The sequence below is a fragment of the Noviherbaspirillum sp. FW303-A3 genome (assembly GCF_058788695.1).
The window spans coordinates 3,417,009-3,434,661 of record NZ_JBYTAZ010000001.1 but is presented as its reverse complement, the minus strand read 5'-3'; the positions used below and the strand labels follow the sequence as shown (position 1 = coordinate 3,434,661).

15 protein-coding genes and 1 pseudogene are annotated in these 17,653 nt (G+C 58.4%); 7 read left to right on the top strand and 9 right to left on the bottom strand.

Features of this window, described 5'->3' with window-relative positions:
* Positions 1-26: 26 nt before the first annotated feature.
* The 5 genes from lptA to AC3WOY_RS16550 all read left to right on the top strand — a co-directional run bounded on the left by lptA (position 27) and on the right by AC3WOY_RS16550 (position 4,512).
* The gene (lptA, locus tag AC3WOY_RS16570; RefSeq protein WP_492425682.1) at positions 27-575 is read left to right on the top strand and encodes a lipopolysaccharide transport periplasmic protein LptA; all 549 of its coding nucleotides are present in this window, start codon (positions 27-29) and stop codon (positions 573-575) included.
* A 1-nt stretch (position 576) separates the two neighbouring features.
* Entirely contained in the window at positions 577-1,317 is a 741-nt protein-coding gene (gene lptB / locus AC3WOY_RS16565; RefSeq protein ID WP_492425680.1) for an LPS export ABC transporter ATP-binding protein, read from the top strand.
* A 19-nt stretch (positions 1,318-1,336) separates the two neighbouring features.
* Positions 1,337-2,824 (top strand): RNA polymerase factor sigma-54, encoded by a 1,488-nt coding sequence (locus AC3WOY_RS16560; protein WP_492425678.1) that lies wholly within the window; start codon positions 1,337-1,339, stop codon positions 2,822-2,824.
* 92 nt (positions 2,825-2,916) lie between these two features.
* Positions 2,917-3,264 carry a ribosome hibernation-promoting factor, HPF/YfiA family gene (hpf, locus tag AC3WOY_RS16555; RefSeq protein WP_492425676.1) on the top strand — a complete coding sequence of 116 codons (348 nt, stop codon included), beginning with the start codon at positions 2,917-2,919 and terminating at the stop codon, positions 3,262-3,264.
* A gap of 156 nt (positions 3,265-3,420) precedes the next feature.
* Entirely contained in the window at positions 3,421-4,512 is a 1,092-nt protein-coding gene (locus tag AC3WOY_RS16550) for an enoyl-CoA hydratase/isomerase family protein (protein WP_492425674.1), read from the top strand.
* On the opposite strand, the gene AC3WOY_RS16545 is transcribed toward AC3WOY_RS16550, so the two are convergent.
* The 8 genes and pseudogenes from AC3WOY_RS16545 to AC3WOY_RS16510 form a co-directional block, all read right to left on the bottom strand.
* Positions 4,509-5,663, bottom strand: a complete 1,155-nt coding sequence (locus AC3WOY_RS16545) for a deoxyguanosinetriphosphate triphosphohydrolase (protein WP_492425672.1) — start codon at positions 5,661-5,663, stop codon at positions 4,509-4,511. The genes AC3WOY_RS16550 and AC3WOY_RS16545 overlap by 4 nt on opposite strands.
* A pseudogene (gene aroKB / locus AC3WOY_RS16540) lies at positions 5,664-7,324 on the bottom strand (bifunctional shikimate kinase/3-dehydroquinate synthase AroKB).
* Positions 7,321-9,276, bottom strand: a complete 1,956-nt coding sequence (locus AC3WOY_RS16535) for an Ig-like domain-containing protein (RefSeq protein WP_492425670.1) — start codon at positions 9,274-9,276, stop codon at positions 7,321-7,323. Before AC3WOY_RS16535 ends, aroKB begins: the two are co-directional and overlap by 4 nt.
* 46 nt (positions 9,277-9,322) lie before the next feature.
* A complete protein-coding gene (locus AC3WOY_RS16530) occupies positions 9,323-11,422 on the bottom strand; it encodes a type IV pilus secretin PilQ (RefSeq protein ID WP_492429331.1) in 2,100 nt (699 codons plus the stop codon).
* Between the two features lie 65 nt (positions 11,423-11,487).
* Positions 11,488-12,030 carry a pilus assembly protein PilP gene (locus AC3WOY_RS16525; RefSeq protein ID WP_492425668.1) on the bottom strand — a complete coding sequence of 181 codons (543 nt, stop codon included), beginning with the start codon at positions 12,028-12,030 and terminating at the stop codon, positions 11,488-11,490.
* A complete protein-coding gene (locus AC3WOY_RS16520; protein WP_492425666.1) occupies positions 12,027-12,695 on the bottom strand; it encodes a type IV pilus inner membrane component PilO in 669 nt (222 codons plus the stop codon). Before AC3WOY_RS16520 ends, AC3WOY_RS16525 begins: the two co-directional genes overlap by 4 nt.
* A 15-nt stretch (positions 12,696-12,710) precedes the next feature.
* A complete protein-coding gene (locus AC3WOY_RS16515; RefSeq protein ID WP_492425664.1) occupies positions 12,711-13,313 on the bottom strand; it encodes a PilN domain-containing protein in 603 nt (200 codons plus the stop codon).
* Positions 13,310-14,392 (bottom strand): pilus assembly protein PilM, encoded by a 1,083-nt coding sequence (locus AC3WOY_RS16510; protein WP_492425662.1) that lies wholly within the window; start codon positions 14,390-14,392, stop codon positions 13,310-13,312. The genes AC3WOY_RS16515 and AC3WOY_RS16510 overlap by 4 nt, the downstream gene beginning before the upstream one ends.
* A 372-nt stretch (positions 14,393-14,764) precedes the next feature.
* Between AC3WOY_RS16510 and AC3WOY_RS16505 the strand changes: the two genes are divergently transcribed.
* The gene (locus AC3WOY_RS16505; RefSeq protein WP_492425660.1) at positions 14,765-17,053 is read left to right on the top strand and encodes a penicillin-binding protein 1A; all 2,289 of its coding nucleotides are present in this window, start codon (positions 14,765-14,767) and stop codon (positions 17,051-17,053) included.
* A 53-nt stretch (positions 17,054-17,106) separates the two neighbouring features.
* Here the strand turns inward: AC3WOY_RS16505 and cyaY are convergent, their stop codons facing one another.
* Positions 17,107-17,445, bottom strand: coding sequence for an iron donor protein CyaY (gene cyaY / locus AC3WOY_RS16500; protein WP_492425658.1), 339 nt, complete (start codon positions 17,443-17,445; stop codon positions 17,107-17,109).
* A 38-nt stretch (positions 17,446-17,483) separates the two neighbouring features.
* Here cyaY and lptM point away from each other — a divergent pair, with 38 nt between their 5' ends.
* Positions 17,484-17,648, top strand: a complete 165-nt coding sequence (gene lptM / locus AC3WOY_RS16495) for an LPS translocon maturation chaperone LptM (RefSeq protein WP_492425656.1) — start codon at positions 17,484-17,486, stop codon at positions 17,646-17,648.
* Positions 17,649-17,653 lie beyond the last annotated feature (5 nt).

Genomic DNA, 17,653 nt, shown 5'->3' with positions numbered 1-17,653 from the left:
TTGATGCATCCTATTCGAGATCTTTCATGAAACATTTTTTCTTGTTGCTGTTGACGCTGTTCGCGATGGTCGCAGGCAATGCGCACGCGGAAAAAGCCGACTCCGACAAGCCGACCAATGTCGAGGCCGACCAGATGGCCTACGACGACATCAAGCAGGTCAACACCTTCACCGGCAACGTGATCCTGACGCGCGGCACGCTGATCATGCGCGCGCACAAACTGGTGGTGTCGCAAGATTCCGCCGGCTACCAGTTCGCGACGCTGCTTGCGCCGCCCGGCGGCCTGGCCACCTTCCGCCAGAAGCGCGACGCCGGCCCGAACCAGTGGATCGAAGGACAAGCAGAACGCATCGAATACGACGGCAAATCCGAGATGGTGAAACTGTTCTCGAAGGCAAAAATGCGCCGCCTCGAAGGCAACAAACCGACCGACGAAGTCGAAGGCGAATTCATTTCCTACGACAGCCGCGCAGAATTTTTCACTGTGAACAATACAGCGACCGGTGCGAACAAGCCCGGCGGCGGCCGCATCAAGGCCATCATCCAGCCACGCTCCGAATCGAAGGACAAATGAGATGACGAGTACGCTGGTAGTCAACGGTCTGCAAAAGAGCTACGGCACGCGCCAGGTGGTGCGCGATGTCTCGCTGCAGGTGGCGAGCGGCGAAGTGGTCGGCCTGCTCGGCCCGAACGGCGCCGGCAAGACGACATCGTTCTACATGATTGTCGGACTGGTGCCTTCGGATGCCGGGGACATCGATCTCAATGGCGTGGCGATTTCCCGCCTGCCCATCCACCGTCGCGCCACGCTTGGCTTGTCCTACCTGCCGCAGGAGGCATCGGTCTTCCGCAAGCTCAGCGTCGAGGACAATATCCGCGCAGTGCTGGAACTGCAACGCATCGACGACAAGCCTCTTGCCAAGGCTGAAATCGAAAAGCGGCTGAATACGCTCCTTGCCGAATTGCAGATCGAGCGCCTGCGCGAAAACCAGGCACTCTCGCTCTCGGGCGGCGAACGCCGGCGCGTCGAAATCGCGCGCGCCCTCGCGACCAACCCGCGTTTCGTGCTGCTCGACGAACCGTTCGCGGGTGTCGATCCGATCGCGGTCATCGAGATCCAGCGTATCGTACGCTTCCTCAAGGAGCGTGGCATCGGCGTGCTGATCACAGATCATAATGTGCGGGAGACCTTGGGCATCTGCGACAGAGCCTATATCATCAACCAGGGCTCTGTCCTGGCAAGCGGCCGTCCTGACGACATCATTGCGAACGAGTCGGTGCGGCGCGTGTATTTGGGTGAACACTTCCGGATGTGATGGAAGAAGACCAGAACGTATGAAACAGACACTCCAACTTCGAATCTCGCAACATCTGGCGCTGACGCCCCAGTTGCAACAGTCGATCCGCCTGTTGCAACTGTCGACGCTCGAGCTGCACCAGGAGCTGGAACAGATCCTCTCGGACAACCCGATGCTGGAACGCGTCGACGACCCGCTCGACCATTCCGTCCGCCTGCTCGCGGATGGGGCGATCAGCGCGCCGGCAAGCGCGAATGGCACCACGCCGGAAGCGCCCGCAGCCGAAAGCAGCGCCCCCGCTTCTTCCGAAGAGCCCGAGGGCGGCTTTGAAGGCGGCGAAGGTTCGGATGCCGGCTCGGGCGACAGCGACTGGAGTTTCGACGATGTCGCACGCACCTCCAAGGCACCGGAAGACGACGACGCACGCCCTCAGCTCGAGGCGCATGAAGTCACCCTGCGTGAACATCTGCTGGAGCAGATGCGCGTCACCGTGCGCGAGCATCGCGACCGCGCCCTCGTCGAACTGATCATCGACGCGCTCAACGACAACGGCTACCTTGACGAACCGATCGAAGAAATCCATGCACGCCTGCCGGAAGAACTCGGGATCGAACTCGAGGAACTCGCCGTCGCACTGAAACTCGTGCAGAGCTTCGAGCCCGCGGGCGTCGGCGCGCGCAACGCCTCCGAGTGCCTCGCGATCCAGATCCGCCGCTTCCCGAAGATTCCGCTTGTGACGCGTCGCCGCGCACTGGAGATCGTCGAGAACCATCTTGCGCTGTTCGCGCAGCGCGACTTCAACAAGCTGAAGAAGGCGCTCGACTGCGACGAAGAAGACCTGCGCGAAGCGCAACATGTGATCCGCCAGTGCAATCCGCACCCCGGCGCCCTGTTCGCCTCGGATGCCTCCGACTACGTCGTCCCCGACGTCATTGTCAAGAAAACAAAGAACGGCTGGCAGGTATTCCTCAACCATGACGTCATGCCGCGCCTGCGCGTGAACGCCCTCTACGCCAACATCCTCAAGCAAAGCAAGGGTGAGGGGTCGCTTACTTCGCAGCTGCAGGAAGCCAAATGGCTGATCAAGAACATGCGCCAGCGTTTCGACACGATCCTGCGCGTGGCGCAGGCGATTGTCGACCGTCAACGCAATTTCTTCTCCCACGGCGCGGTCGCCATGCGCCCTCTTGTCTTGCGTGAAATTGCTGATACACTGGGTTTACACGAAAGTACTATTTCTCGTGTGACAACTCAAAAGTACATGCTGACCCCCCACGGCATGTTCGAGTTGAAGTACTTCTTCGGCAGCCACGTCGCCACAGAAGCGGGGGGCGAAGCTTCATCGACGGCGATCCGCGCGCTGATCAAACAATTGATAGGAGCAGAAGACCCCAAGAATCCATTCTCAGACAGCAAAATTGCGGATATGTTGGGGGAGCAAGGCATGGTCGTGGCACGACGCACCGTCGCGAAGTATCGCGAAGCTTTGAAAATCCCTCCAGTCAATCTGCGCAAATCCCTGTAGCTTTCATGTTGTAGTGTAGTTGCTGTGTTCGGCGTAGCTCGACTACGCGGGCACGTGCGAACCTCCAGCGACGCCATCCATAGGAGCGCTGTATGAATCTCACAATCAGTGGACATCACCTCGAACTGACACCGGCCATTCGTGAATACACGGAAAACAAGCTGGAACGCATCATCCGCCATTTCGACCATGTCATTGATATCGCAGTCATCTTGGGTGTGGAAAAACCTTCAGAAAAGGAAAAGAGACAGAGAGCAGAAGTGAATCTGCGACTACGTGGCAATGTCATTCATGTCGAGAGTTTTGCGGAAGACCTGTATGCAGCCATTGACACACTGATTGACAAACTGGACCGTCAGGTACTGAAGTACAAGACAAAGATCCAGGACCACCAGCACGAATCCTTCAAGCGCATGCCGGACACTTCGGCCGCTACGTGACATCTACCCGGCCCTTCAGGGCCAGTACTATCAAGGGCGCATCGAATGCGCCCTTTTTATTTACTGTTCGCCGCCAAGGATGAATGTCGGGCACGCGACTGCGGCGTTCAGGCAATGCCGATACAATAATCCGCTTTCCGCACACATTTGCCGGCCATGACTGAATTCGTCCAGACCCATATCAAGAACAACATCGGCTTCATCACACTTGATCGTCCGAAAGCCTTGAACTCCCTTTCGCTCGACATGGTGCGTGCGCTGACGGCGGCCCTGCTCTCGTGGCGCAATGACCGCGAGGTGCGTGCCGTCGTGATCCGAAGCAGCAGCGAGCGCGCATTTTGCGCAGGCGGTGACATCCGCTTCTTCTACGATGCAGGACGCGCGACACCGCAAGGCGGAAGCGCGCTGCTGGAAGACTTCTTCACCGAAGAGTACGCACTGAATCACCTCATCCACTTCTATCCCAAACCCTATGTCGCCATCATGGATGGCATCGTGATGGGGGGCGGGATGGGCGTTGCACAAGGCGGAGAATCCAACCGCATGCGCATCGTCACGGACCGCACGAAGATGGCCATGCCCGAGGTGAACATCGGCCTGTTCCCCGATGTGGGCGGCGGATATTTCCTGTCCCGCATAGCAGGCGAAATCGGGACTTACCTCGGTGTCACGGGCGAGATCATCGGCGCCGCCGATGCGCTGTATGCCGGCCTCGCCGACGTGTTCGTGCCCGCCGCCGAACTTGCCGCGCTCTCCGCCATGCTCGAGTCGGCAGATTCCTCCAGGTTGCCGCACGCCATTCGTGAATTCGCGTCGCGATTCGCATCGCAGGTTGATCCGGCGACGAGCGTGCTCGCCGCCGAACGCGACGCAATCGATCGGCATTTCGCGCATGACGATGTGCTGTCGATTGCGGACTCTCTCGGGAAGGACGACAGCGCATTCGCACGAAAAACGGTCGACACCATGAACAAGCGCTCACCGCTGATGATGTGCGTGACCTTGTCGCAGCTGCGACGTGGGAGAACGATGGGGGTTGCGGACAACCTGCGCATGGAGCGCACGATGGTGCGCCGCAGTTTTGAAAACGGAGAAGTGCTGGAAGGCATCCGGTCGGTGGTCATCGACAAGGACAATGCGCCCAAGTGGTCACCGGCGCAACTGGCCGATGTCGGCGAGGAGATGATCGAGCGTTTCTTTGAACCGGCCTGGCCGGCGCATGCGCATCCGCTGCGCGCGCTTGACTAGATTTCTTCGACGGTGAACAACCGGCGAAACTCGCGCATCGCGTAACGGTCCGTCATGCCCGCAATATAGTCGGCAACCTTGCGCGCCTGCGCACGTACCTGGTCTGCAGTCGCACCGTCGCGCAGGCCGGTCTGGTAATCCGGGGGCAGCAGGCGTGGTTCACGCATGAACGCTTCGAACAGTTCGCGAATGATGCGCCGCGCCTTGCTGGTCATGCGGTTGACCTGATAGTGCTGGTACAGGTTGTGGCGCAGGAAGCGCTTCAACTGTGCGGCCTCCCTGTTCATCTCTGCGGAGAACGCGATCATGGGAGGAGCATTGCGCACGTCATCGACCGACTTCGGTTGCGCAGCATCAATGCGTGCGCGTGAGGTATCGATCAGGTCGACAATCAAAGCGTTGATCATGCGCCGGATCGTCTCATGGATGGCTCGGCGCCCGGTAATGCCGGGATAGGTGCGCTCCACTTCCGTTCTGTGCCGCGCATAGAAATCCACCTCGTCCAGCTGCGCAGTAGTCAGCAGGCCGGAACGCAAACCGTCATCAATGTCGTGGTTGTTGTAGGCGATCTCGTCGGCGAGGTTTGCCAGCTGCGCCTCCAGCGTCGGCTGCTTCTTGTCGAGGAAGCGCTGGCCGATATCGCCCAGCATCTGTGCGTTGGAAGACGCGCAGTGCTTGAGGATGCCTTCACGCGTTTCGAACATCAGGTTCAGGCCATCGAACGCGCCATAGTGCTCCTCGAGCTTGTCGACGACGCGCAGACTTTGCAGGTTATGTTCAAAGCCGCCATATTCCTTCATGCAGGCGTCCAGCGCCTCCTGTCCCGCATGGCCGAAGGGGGTATGACCAAGGTCGTGCGCAAGTGAAATCGCCTCGACCAGGTCTTCATTGAGGCGCAGGTTGTGTGCAATCGAACGTGCAATCTGCGCCACTTCGATGCTGTGCGTCAGGCGGGTGCGGAAGAGATCACCCTCGTGGTTGACGAATACCTGAGTCTTGTATTCGAGCCGGCGGAATGCGGTCGAGTGGATGATGCGGTCACGGTCGCGCTGGAACTCCGTGCGGGAAGCCGGGGCCGGTTCCGCGAAACGCCTCCCCCGCGATGCCGCGGATCGTGCGGCATAAGGTGCGAGGTTGGCTTCGAAGTCCATTTACCGGACGCAGGCTTTCAGGGTTTCAACCAAGGTTTCCTGCGGCACCGGCATGATGACCGATGTGCCGAGGGGCTTGAGGAGGATGAACTTGATCTGCCCGCCCTCGTTCTTCTTGTCCACCTGCATCAGCTCAAGCCAGCGTTCAATGCCGAGATCCGGCGCGACAACCGGCAGCCGCGCGGCCTTCACCAGCGCCGTCAACCGGGATGCAGTGGCAGCATCGATGAACCCGAGGCGATGGGACAAGTCGGCGGCCATCACCATGCCGCATCCGACCGCCTCACCGTGCAGCCATTCGCCATATCCCATGCCAGCCTCGATCGCGTGGCCGAATGTATGGCCGAAGTTGAGGATCGCACGCAGCCCGCCTTCACGTTCATCCTGGCGCACGACATCCGCCTTGATCTCGCAGGATCGTTGGATGGAATACGCCAATGCTTCAGGGTCACGTTCCACCAGCTTCCCGATATTCGCCTCGATCCAGTCGAAGAATGCAGGATCGATGATCGCGCCGTGCTTGATCACCTCCGCCAGTCCGGCAGACAGTTCGCGGTCCGGAAGCGTGTTCAGGGTCGACGTATCCGCAATCACCGCTTGCGGCTGGTAGAACGCGCCGATCATGTTCTTGCCGAGCGGGTGATTGATACCGGTCTTGCCGCCGACGGAGGAATCGACTTGCGCCAGCAGCGTCGTCGGCACCTGGATAAACGGCACGCCGCGCATGTAAGTCGCTGCGGCAAACCCGGTCATGTCACCGATTACGCCGCCGCCCAGGGCAACCAGGGTCGTCTTGCGGTCGCACTTCTGCTCCAGCAGCACGTCGAACACACGCATGAGACTGCCCCAGTTTTTCTCCTCTTCACCGTCCGGCAGCACAACCGTCGTGACCTGTTTGCCGGCGCCTTCGAGAATGCCAACCAGGCGATCGAGGTAAAGGGGACCGACGGTGGTGTTCGTGACAACCGCCACTCGCTTGCCGGCAATGTGCCGTGTGACCAAGGCAGGATCGGCCAACAAGGATTGACCGATCGCAATGGGGTAACTGCGATCACCCAGGTCGACTTGCAAGGTGATCGGCGATGAATGCTGCGCGCTCATAGATTTCAGGAAGTCTGGTTCGGCTTGTCGTTCCCTGGCGAGGCCTTCTGCGCCATTTCCAATTGGGAAACGATGGTTTGCACCAGAGATTGTACGTTAGGACGGCCGGTTTCGATGACAAAGTCGGCAACTTCCAGGTAAAGCGGCTCGCGTTCGCGTGAAAGCTGCTCGAGGCGGCCACGGGGATCGGCCGTCTGCAATAAGGGCCGGTTCTTGTCGTGGCTGGTGCGCTGGAGGATGCTGTTGATGCTGGCCCGCAGGTATATCACGGTGCCGCGTGTCTTGAGGTATTCGCGGTTTTCCGGTTTCAGGATAGCACCGCCGCCGGTTGCCAGGACAAGGTCGGATTGCGAGGTCAGGTCGCGAATTACTTCCGATTCACGTTGACGGAAACCCGCTTCCCCTTCGATTTCAAAGATCAAAGGAATCGAGGCGCCTGTGCGCGCCTCGATTTCATGGTCCGAATCGATGAACCGTTTGTTAAGTTTCTTGGCCAGGGCGCGACCGACTGTCGTCTTGCCGGCGCCCATGAGGCCTACTAAGAAAATATTGGTAGTCAATCTGGCGAATTGCAATCGTTCGTTCCATAAGGGCTAATGGCCAATGTACCCCTTATCAAGCTCGGAGGCGCAATGCTCTGATCGGTCAAATCCGAAGCAGCGACAGGCAAAGTGAATATTGGTGTCGTGTATGTACCTTCCGTGCCTGCCGCAGTGCCATTAATGGTCAGGCGCACATTGGTCCAATTGCCGCGGTCTTGCGGATACAGGATCGATATTTGCGTGATGCCCGAGGAGTCGGTTTTACCACTCGACGTCGTACTGAACGGCAGTCCGGGTTCCAAGCTGTTATTGCCATTCCGATCCTCAAGCGGGGCAAGCACGCCATCACGGTTGCTATCTTCATTTGTACAGGTGTAGTTAATGACGCGCACCCAGCCATTTGCCGGCGTGGAAGAGTCAGAATCAAACACGTAATAACCTTTGATGTAGGAATCAGCATCAAGTGTAGCAGTGACCGTAACTTCAGGAACCGGATTCCCACCTGCATCGGTTACAAATACAGTGTAGTCCTTACGGTACGTCGAGTTTGTAGGTTCCACAATGGTATTACCTGTACCGGTCGTAATGAACAGTGATCTCCGGGCAACTGTCAAGTTTGCGGTCGCCGTCTTGGATGTCCCTTGGATACGAGCCTGAATCTGCACACCATTCGTCGCGGTCGTTGCCGGGCCTGCGGCGAACGTTACCTTCGCAGTGCCATCGCTTCCGGTAGTGACGACCGATGGATTGGAAAGCGTACCGCCGCTCTGGTCGGACGCAATGGAAAATTCAACCACTGCGCCTTTCACCAGATTGTTGTTCACTGTGCCATCCCTGACAACAACAGTTAACACACTCACATTGCTTTGCCCGGTTCCGCTAGGGCTTACTACTGCAGGGTCGGGTTGCATGCTAATCGTTGCTGATCCTGTCAGAGACGCAACAAACTCAAGGCTAGCTTGAGCGGTGGGGCCGCTAACAACGGTCGCCGAGATTGTTGCAATACCAACCGTGTCGGATTTGATGTAGACGTCTTGGGAGTTTCCCGAATTCACCGGGATACTGCTGCTTCCCAACGCTGTGCTGCAAACACTGTCAGTGTAAATCAAGCCGCGCGACGCGCTAATGTTGATTGTGCCGTTCTGTCCGACTCCGGCATTCTCGTACCGCGCGCTTATCTTTGTACACGCTCCCACGTTTGCCTCAGACACCGCAGTGGATACCCTCAGGCTGATGGAATTGACGTTGTAGGCATAAGTAAAGCTGTGTCCTTGCGAGGTTGCCGTTAATGTATCGCTGCCAGCCTGTGTGCCTGTCACTGTAACGACAACCTGTCCTTGCGCGTTCGTCAATGGCAAGCCGCCCGAAGTGCCGCCCGAAGTTTTTATCGCGACGGCATTGCCTTTTGCCGACGTAATAGAAACAGGCACTGCGGGAATCGCCGTTCCAGCCTGATCACGGACAGTAATTGCGAAATCTCCTGTACTCCCTGATGTCACAGTTGCGGGGCCGGTAATCGCCACTGCGGTACCAACTACATTAACCGTACCAGTCGCAGTAATGTTCCCCGCCTTCGCCGTCACCGTAATATTTCGATTGGTATGATCCCCAGACGTGGTAAGTGTCGCTGTCGCTTTGCCGTTTGAATCGGTGTTTGCAGCAACGCCAGTAAGCGCACCGGAGCTGGCTGTAAACGTTACCGGTACAGAAGCAATGGCATTGTTATTTGCATTCTTCACGAGAGCTGTAACCGTAACCTCAGTGCCCGCGACACCAGAAGACGGTAGTTCGGTACTGCTGAACAGCAATGAAATAGACGACGGCGTGGTAGCGGTCGACCCGCTGGAGCCAGAAACTGTACCCGCCGAACCGCCGCCACCACCGCATGCCACGAGCGTCACTGCCATCAAGCCGCCTGCTGCAAATTGCACAAACTTTTGGACCGAGGTCCCGATATCCCCTAATTTCATAAGCCCTACCCTTAACGTTATTCGAATTCTTGCTTATTGCTCTTGGTTAGCGTGCTACCACGCGGTCGGCAACTATTTTAGGTGTAATGAAAATCAAAAGCTCCGTCTTGTCATTGGTACGTCCCTGCGTCTTGAACAGATGGCCGACAACAGGAATGTCGCCAAACACCGGCACCTTCGATACCTGCTCACGCTCGACTTGCTGGAAAATACCACCGAGGACAACCGTTCCGCCATTTTCCACAAGCACCTGCGTCTTCACGTGCTTGGTATCGATCGCAAAACCTGCCCGGGTTTCGACACCAACACTGTCTTTGTTGACGTCGACGTCGAGGATGACGTTTCCGTCCGGTGTAATTTGGGGCGTAACTTCAAGCTTGAGGTTCGCCTTGCGGAACATGATCGACGTAGCTCCGCTCGAGGTAGCAACCTGATACGGGAGTTCCGTACCCTGTTCGATTACGGCCTTTAACTGGTCAGCTGTAACGACGCGCGGGCTGGAAATGATCTTGCCTTTGCCGTCCGCTTCCAGTGCGGAAAGCTCGAGGTTCAGGAAACGGTTCGCGGCAGCCGAAAACAGGCTGACAGCCAGCGTTCCCGGAGCTATGCCATTGATGCCGGCAGCCGGAAGATTGATGAACTGGCTGTTGTTGTATCCGCTGTCTTCTTCCTCGACCTGTCCCGTCTGCTCGCCGACGCCCGTCAGGTTGCCGGTGACGGCCATCCTTGCATTGCTTCTGCGCGAAATCTGCCAACCGGTATCGCCGCCACGCAGCGTGCGCAAGTCGGTGAAGCCGAGCTTTGCGCCCAAGTTCTTGCTGAACTTGTCGTCAGCCTCGACGATTCTCGCTTCAATCAGGACCTGCTTCGAAGCGATATCGGTCTTCTGGACAAGTTTGCGGATTTCCTCAAGCTTGGATGCGATGTCCGTCACGAACAGCTGGTTCGTGCGCGGGTCGATGACCGCGCTACCCCGCTTGGAAAGAATACTCTTCTTGGAATCCGTCCCCTCGACACCGAGCACCTGCTTGAAGGACTCGGCCTTCTGGTAATTCAGCTGGAAGGTTTCCGTCTTGAGCGGCTCCAGTTCGGCAATCTGGGCCTTCTGTTCCAGCTCAAGCTTCTCCTTCGTCAATAGCTCGTCCTTGGGCGCGATCCACAGCACGGAGCCGTTCTTGCGCATGTCCAGGCCCTTCGCCTGCATGACGATGTCGAGCGCTTGGTCCCAAGGCACATCTTTCAGGCGCAAGGTGACATTGCCGCTCACCGTGTCGCTGGTGATGATGTTCAAGCCGGTGAAATCCGCAATCACCTGGAGAACAGCGCGGACTTCGACGTTCTGGAAATTGAGCGACAGGCGTTCGCCACGATATCCCTGCGTCCCCTGGACCAGCTTGTTGGGATCTTCCTTGATGGGTTTGACCTCGACCACCAGCTGGGTATCGCTCTGGTACGCACTGTGCTCCCACAGCCCCTTGGGCTCGATGACCATGCGGACATTTTCGCCTTGCGGGGATGTCGTGATGGTCTGCACCGGCGTGCCGAAATCGGCAACGTCAAGACGGCGGCGCAATACTTCGGGCAATCCGGTCTTCACAAAATCAACAACGATCGATTGTCCTTGCTGGCGCACATCGACTGCCACCTGATTGCTGGGCAGGTCGACGACAATGCGGCCTTCTCCGAGTACGCCCCTCCTGAAATCGATATCGCGCAACACCTGCTTGACCGGGACAGCCGGAGCGGTCGCAACCGGAACGCCGGCAGCATTCACCCCCGACGCGATCCCGCCGGAGCCGTCGATGGTGACAATGACAATGTCGCCTTCCACGACGGTCGCATAGTTGAGCGGCCGCAGCAGGTTAAAGACAATGCGCGAACGCTCGCCTGCCTGTACAACATTCACGCTCCGCACGTCGCCCAACCCGATGTCCTGGGATATCTTCCCGGTTGCATTCGATGTACCGGAAAAATCGAGGGCGATTCGCGCCGGGTTGGTAATGGAAAAGCCGATCGGCGACTTGGCCAGCGGCTTCTTCAGCTTCACCTTCACGATGACGTTGGCGCCCTGCTGATTGGCGCCGATCGATTCGATCGCGTTTTCCTGCGCGTAGGCAATGCAGCAGGCGAGCGACAAGCCTGCCATCACGAGTCGACGCAACACACTGCGCACGTCGGCACCAAAGCCTCTTAGGTATGTATGTGCGGCCATCATTTCTTATTCTCCTGCAACTCTAACTTGGCTTTGCGTTCGGTCCACTCGCCCGCGGCATCCCGCACGATCTCCTTGATCTCGACTTCCGTGTCGGTAATCCTGGTGATCATGCCGAAGTTCTGGCCGACATAGTTGCCGACCTTTGCTTGAAACACTACCTTGTCCACCTGCAGGAGAGCGTAGCTCAATCCTGGCTTCTCCAATGTGCCGACCATCTTGATGCTGTCGAGCGGATAACTCTCCAATGGCTCTTTCCGGCGTTCGAGATCGGGTTTGAGGCCGCCGCCGGTATTCGCTTGCAGCTTGGCCAAGGCGACCGAGAGCTTTGCCGGATTGTACGGGTCGAACTCGTCCTTGCCGCTATAGGAAAATGGCACGAATTTTTTCGGCTCGGATATCTTCGGCACGGACACGGGCGTCTGCGACCGCACTTCCTTCATCCAGTCCTTCACTTCCTGCAAACCGCCGTCCCCGCATCCCGCGAGCACGCTCAAGGCCGCCAGCGAGACGGCCGTCATCAAGGCGCGTGGAATCATCATTTCTTCGCCCCTTTCGCCTTCTTGGCCTTTTCCTCAGCCACCTTGCGCTGTGCGGCGACTTCATCCTTGTCCAGGTAGCGGAAGGTCTTCGCGACGGCTTCGAGCGTCAGGGTGCCGTCCTTGCCTGTGACAAGGTTCAGGTTGTTCAAGGTAACAATCCGCGGCAGGTTGGCAATGTCGCTGGTAAAGGCGCCGATGTCGTGATAACTGCCGGTCACCTTGATGTCGATCGGCAGCTCCGCGTAGTAGTCCTTGACGACGACCTGTCCGGGCTTGAACAGCTCGAACTGGAGGCCGCGTCCAAGTCCGGCCTGGTTGATGTCGGAAAGCAGCGCATCCATCTCGGCCTTGCTGGGCAATTGCTTCTCCAGCGTGGAAACGTACTCGTTCACCTGGTCCCGCTGCTTGCGCAGTCCCTCCAGGTTGATCGCCTGCCGCACCTTGGTCTTGTACTCTTCGCGCAGCTTGACTTCTTCCTGCTCGCCAAGCTCGAGTTCGTCCTGCTGGCCGCTAAGGTAAAGGAACCACCCGAGCACAATGACGCCCACGAGGGTGCCGAACGCGCACAGCAGTTGCGGAATGATGGGCCACTGTCCCGGGTCGCGTCCGTTGAGGCCGCGGAACTGGCTGGCTATCGTATCCCCGATTTTCTTTAGATCTGCCATAGTGCGTCTTTCCTGTCAGGGCTGCTTCTTCGGGGGAGTTGCGGCGGCCTGTTCCTTTTCGCGCGGGCGCTTGATGCCGACGTTCACCGTGAAGTCGAATACCTTCTTGGCGTCCCTGCCCTGGCCAAGGTTGGCCAAGCGGATTTCGATCAGGTCCGGACGTTCCAGCCACGGGGAATTGTTGCCGAGGTTGCGCAGCAGTTCCGATACGCGCTCGTTGGACTGCGCGTAGCCGCTGACTGCGACGCGTTGATTGTCCTGCTTGAACGCGCGCAGGTAAATGCCTTCCGGAACCTGCTTGACCAGCTCGTCCATCAGGTAGACCGGCTGGTTGCGGTCGCTCTGCAAGTCTTCCACGGCCTGCTGACGCGCCTGCAAGGCTTCGATTTCCTGCTTGAGCGTTGCGATTTCCTTGATCTCGGCGTCCAGCTTGGCGTTCTCCGTCTTGATGAAGCTGTTCCGCTGGTTCTGGTTGGCAATCTTGGCGCCGATGAAGGCTGCGTACGCGACGGAGATTGCAAGGCCCATCGCCGACGCCAGGACAAGCAAGCGCACAAAGGCAATTTTCCGCTGCTTGCGCTTTTCCTCGCGATGAGGGAGAAGGTTGATACGAATCATTCTTCAAACCTCCGCATCGCCAGGCCGCAAGCAACCAGATACGCCGGCGCTTCGGCACGCAACTGCTTTTCACGGATGGTCGACGCGAGCTGCATTCCCTTGAAGGGGCTGACAACAGAAGTCGACACCTTGGCCCGCTCGGCGACGATCTCAACCAGCCCGGGAATGGCTGCACAACCTCCCGCCAGGAAAATCTGGTCGATGTGCGTGTAGGGGGTGGACGTGAAGAAGAACTGGATGGCGCGCGTCACTTCAAGTGCAGCGTTTTCCAGGAAGGGTTCTATCAGTTCCCGGTCATAGCCGTCGGGCAGGTCGCCGGAGCGCTTCTTGGATTCGGCGTCTTCGAATGACAATCCATAGGCGCGTACGATGTCCTGCGTCAGCTGGTTGCCGCCAAAGGGTTGCTCGCGCTCGTAGATGGTTTGTCCGTCCTGCAGCACGGACACATGCGTTGCCTGCGCGCCGATCTGGAACAGGGCGACAATCTGCCCCTGCCCGCCTTTCGGCAGTTGCGCCGTAATCCTGTCCACTGCGGTGCGTGCCGCATACGATTCGATGTCCATGACAACTGGCTTGAGGCCGGCGGCTTCAGCCACGGCGACCCGGTCTTCCACCTTTTCCTTGCGCGTTGCGGCGATCAGGACCTCGACGTCGTCCGGCGAATTCTGCGCCAGGCCGATCACGCAGAAATCGAGGCTGACCTCTTCGAGGGCAAACGGAATGTACTGGTTGGCCTCGCTCTCGACCTGGACTTCGAGCTGGTCTTCCGACAGGCCGGCGGGCAGGATGATTTTCTTGGTGATGACCGATGCAGGTGGCATGCCGAGCGCCACGTGCTTGGCCTTGGTGCCGCTTTTTTTCCAGACACGGCGAACCGCCTCGGACACCTGTTCGATGTTTTCGATGTTGCCGTCCACGACGGCGCCGCGCGGCAAGGGTTCATTCGCGATGCGTTCCAGCCGATATTCGCTCTTGCCCGTTTCAGACAGTTCGACGAGTTTGACGCCCGAGGTACTGATATCCAGCCCGATCAACGGTGGATTCTTCTTGCCGAGTAACGATCCGAGATCAATGGCCAAGGGTTTTACTCCCCGAAAATGTGGCTTATTGCGTGAACGCACCACTTATTTATATGTCGAAGCAACGGATATAGTGGTACTTCAACAAAAAATCCGTTTAAAAACCAATATTTAGGTGATATATATCCAACGTTACATTAAATCCTAGCAATAAGCTTCGAGCGATGTAAAGCGATTTCCGTACAGGAATTTGTAACCAGTTGCCAAAAGCCGACGCGTTGCGGTGAGAAACATTGAAATTCTACTAATATCCGATAATGTTGCCCACCGTTATAATCCAGAAGTCCAATTTTCTCCTTCTCATCCCCCCGCATGTCCAGCAATAAACCTGAAGGTGACGCCCCCAAAGAAGCGTCGAAGCCCCGCTTTTCCATGCTTACGCGCCTCATCCTCGGCCTGTTCGGAGCAGTAGTCGGTCTTGCCGTCATCGGCGTATTGATCATCTGCTTCGCGCTGGCCATGGCCTACCCGAACCTGCCGGCACTGGATACCCTGACCGATTACCGGCCGAAAATCCCGCTGCGGATCTATTCCGCCGATAACGTGCTGATCGGCGAGTTCGGCGAGGAGCGCCGCAATCTGGTGCGGATCAAGGATGTGCCGGACATCATGAAAAAGGCCGTCCTGGCCATCGAGGATGACCGTTTCTACGACCACAGCGGCGTCGATTACCTCGGCATCATGCGGGCGGCCATCCACAACCTGACCAACAGCTCGAGACAGGGCGCGTCGACCATTACGCAGCAGGTCGCCCGCAATTTCTTCCTGTCCAGCGAACAGACCCTCAAGCGCAAGATCTACGAGATGCTGCTGGCCTGGAAGATCGAGCAGAACCTGTCGAAGGACCAGATCCTTGAGGTGTACATGAACCAGATCTACCTGGGACAGCGCGCCTACGGATTCTCGTCCGCGGCGCAGATCTACTTCGGCAAGAAGCTCGCGGACATCACGGTGGCCGAAGCCGCGATGCTGGCCGGCCTGCCGAAAGCGCCGTCGGCCTACAACCCGGTGGCCAATCCGAAGCGGGCACGCATCCGCCAGCAGTACATCCTGCAGCGCATGCTCCAGCTGGGCTACATCACGGATGCCCAGTACGAAGCGGCCAAGGACCAGGCCCTGAAAATCAAGACCAACAGCAGCGAGTTCGGCGTCCATGCCGAATACGTCGCCGAAATGACGCGCCAGCTGGTCTACGACCAGTTCAAGGATGAAACGTATACACGCGGCCTGAACGTCTACACGACGATCACCAAGGCCGACCAGGATGCGGCCTACCTGGCGCTGCGGCGCGGCGTAATGGACTACGAGAAGCGCCACGGCTATCGCGGCCCGGAAGGCTACATGGAGATTCCGGCATCGAAGGAAGAGGCGGACCACGCCATCGAAGTCGAGCTGGCCGAGCATCCCGACAGCGACGACATCGTCGCGGCCGTGGTCCTGGAAGCTTCGCCCAAGAGCGTGAAGGCTGTGCTCTCGTCGGGCGAAGAAATCACCATTACCGGACCTGGACTCAGCTTCGCAACCAATTTGTTGAGCGACAAGGCGCCGCCGGCCAAGAAAGTGCGCCGTGGTGCCATCGTACGTGTGACCCAGGATAACAATGCCTGGACGATCACCCAGATGCCTGAAGTGGAATCAGCATTTGTCGCGGCCAATACCGAAGACGGCGCCATTCGCGCGCTGGTCGGGGGCTTCGACTTCAACCGCAACAAGTTCAACCATGTCACGCAGGCATGGCGTCAGCCGGGTTCCTCGTTCAAGCCGTTCATCTATTCGGCTTCGCTCGAAAAGGGTATGTCGCCATCCACGATCATCGCCGACTCTCCGATCAGCTTCGACGCGGGCCAGACCGGCGGGCAAGCATGGGAACCAAAGAACTACGACGGCAAATACGAAGGCCCGATGCCGATGCGCAAGGGCCTGGCCAAGTCGAAGAACATGGTGTCGATCCGCATCCTGCACAAGATCGGCGCGAAGTACGGCCAGGAGTATGCGACCCGCTTCGGCTTCGAGGCAGAGAAGAATCCGCCCTACCTGACGCTGGCGCTAGGTGCTGGAGCGGTAACGCCGTTGCAGATGGCGGGTGCATATGCCGTGTTCGCCAACGGTGGCTACCGAGTCAGCCCGTATATCATCTCCAAGGTAACAGATACGACCGGCCGGGTCCTGTCCACCGCCGCCCCCGACCGCGCCGGCGAAGAGCAGAACCGGGTGATCGACGTGCGCAACGCCTTCCTGATGGACAGCATGATGAAGGACGTGGTCAAGCAAGGGACGGCGACGCGCGCCCTGGCGATGAAACGGCCGGATATCGCCGGCAAGACCGGCACCACGAACGACTCGATCGACGCGTGGTTTGCCGGCTACCAGCCGAAGATCGTGGCGGTGGCGTGGATCGGCTTCGACCAGCCGAAAAACCTCGGCAACAAGGAAACCGGCGGCGGACTCGCCCTGCCGATCTGGATCAGTTACATGAGCAAGGCGCTCAAGGATGTACCGGTCGAGGAACGGCCGGTTCCGGAAGGGGTCATCCAGTCCGGCGGGGAATACTATTACATCGAAAATCCGCCAGGCACCGGCGTCCGTAGTCTCGGGCTTGGCAACAGCATGGGAACGGAAGAAGAGAAAGGGAAGGACGATGTGAAGAACGAGCTGTTCTGACCATACGCCTCATTCAGTCCGGGCCGGAATCTCCCAAAGGGATTCCGGCTTTTTTATCCGTTCTCGCTCAACGACACGGCAACACCGCCCTGCTCCGTCACCATCGTCGACAGCGAGGCGAACATTTCGGACTGATCGCGCGTGTTTCGCCACTGCCCGTCGACCCGCTTGTAATGGAAACCGCCCGAACGCGCCGCAACCCACATCTCCTGCATCGGCGCCTGGCTGTTGACGATGATTTTCGAGCCGTTGTCGACGAATTCGATCTCGAGCACATTGCCGCTGCGGCTGCACTCGACGTCCAGGTCAATCTCGTTCGCGGCGCGCTCCAATGCTGCCTCGATGGCGCCCAGCGTCTCGTCCGCCAGCGCCAGGAATTCGGATTCAGTCATGCTACACTCCATGGGTTCCCAAAACCGTGATTCTAATCGTGAAGTCAGTTCTTGACCTGTCGCGTGTTGCCGGTCTGTCCATGGCAATCCTGCTTGCCGGATGCGGCCAGAAAGGCCCGCTCTACCTGCCCGCCAAACAGCCCGCGGCAACACCCGCTCCGCCGGCGGCGCCTGCACAAGGCACGGCGCCCGCTTCCAAATAGTTGTC

Bases quoted from the DNA above. Each gene is read 5' to 3' on its own strand.
- hpf (WP_492425676.1), top strand. From the start codon at position 2,917: ATGAATCTCACAATCAGTGGACATCACCTCGAACTGACACCGGCCATT.
- AC3WOY_RS16520 (WP_492425666.1), bottom strand. From the start codon at position 12,695: ATGGCAGATCTAAAGAAAATCGGGGATACGATAGCCAGCCAGTTCCGC.
- AC3WOY_RS16530 (WP_492429331.1), bottom strand. From the start codon at position 11,422: ATGGCAGGCTTGTCGCTCGCCTGCTGCATTGCCTACGCGCAGGAAAAC.
- lptA (WP_492425682.1), top strand. From the start codon at position 27: ATGAAACATTTTTTCTTGTTGCTGTTGACGCTGTTCGCGATGGTCGCA.
- AC3WOY_RS16505 (WP_492425660.1), top strand. From the start codon at position 14,765: ATGCTTACGCGCCTCATCCTCGGCCTGTTCGGAGCAGTAGTCGGTCTT.
- AC3WOY_RS16535 (WP_492425670.1), bottom strand. From the start codon at position 9,276: ATGAAATTAGGGGATATCGGGACCTCGGTCCAAAAGTTTGTGCAATTT.
- AC3WOY_RS16545 (WP_492425672.1), bottom strand. From the start codon at position 5,663: ATGGACTTCGAAGCCAACCTCGCACCTTATGCCGCACGATCCGCGGCA.
- AC3WOY_RS16560 (WP_492425678.1), top strand. From the start codon at position 1,337: ATGAAACAGACACTCCAACTTCGAATCTCGCAACATCTGGCGCTGACG.
- AC3WOY_RS16550 (WP_492425674.1), top strand. From the start codon at position 3,421: ATGACTGAATTCGTCCAGACCCATATCAAGAACAACATCGGCTTCATC.
- lptB (WP_492425680.1), top strand. From the start codon at position 577: ATGACGAGTACGCTGGTAGTCAACGGTCTGCAAAAGAGCTACGGCACG.
- AC3WOY_RS16515 (WP_492425664.1), bottom strand. From the start codon at position 13,313: ATGATTCGTATCAACCTTCTCCCTCATCGCGAGGAAAAGCGCAAGCAG.
- AC3WOY_RS16525 (WP_492425668.1), bottom strand. From the start codon at position 12,030: ATGATGATTCCACGCGCCTTGATGACGGCCGTCTCGCTGGCGGCCTTG.
- cyaY (WP_492425658.1), bottom strand. From the start codon at position 17,445: ATGACTGAATCCGAATTCCTGGCGCTGGCGGACGAGACGCTGGGCGCC.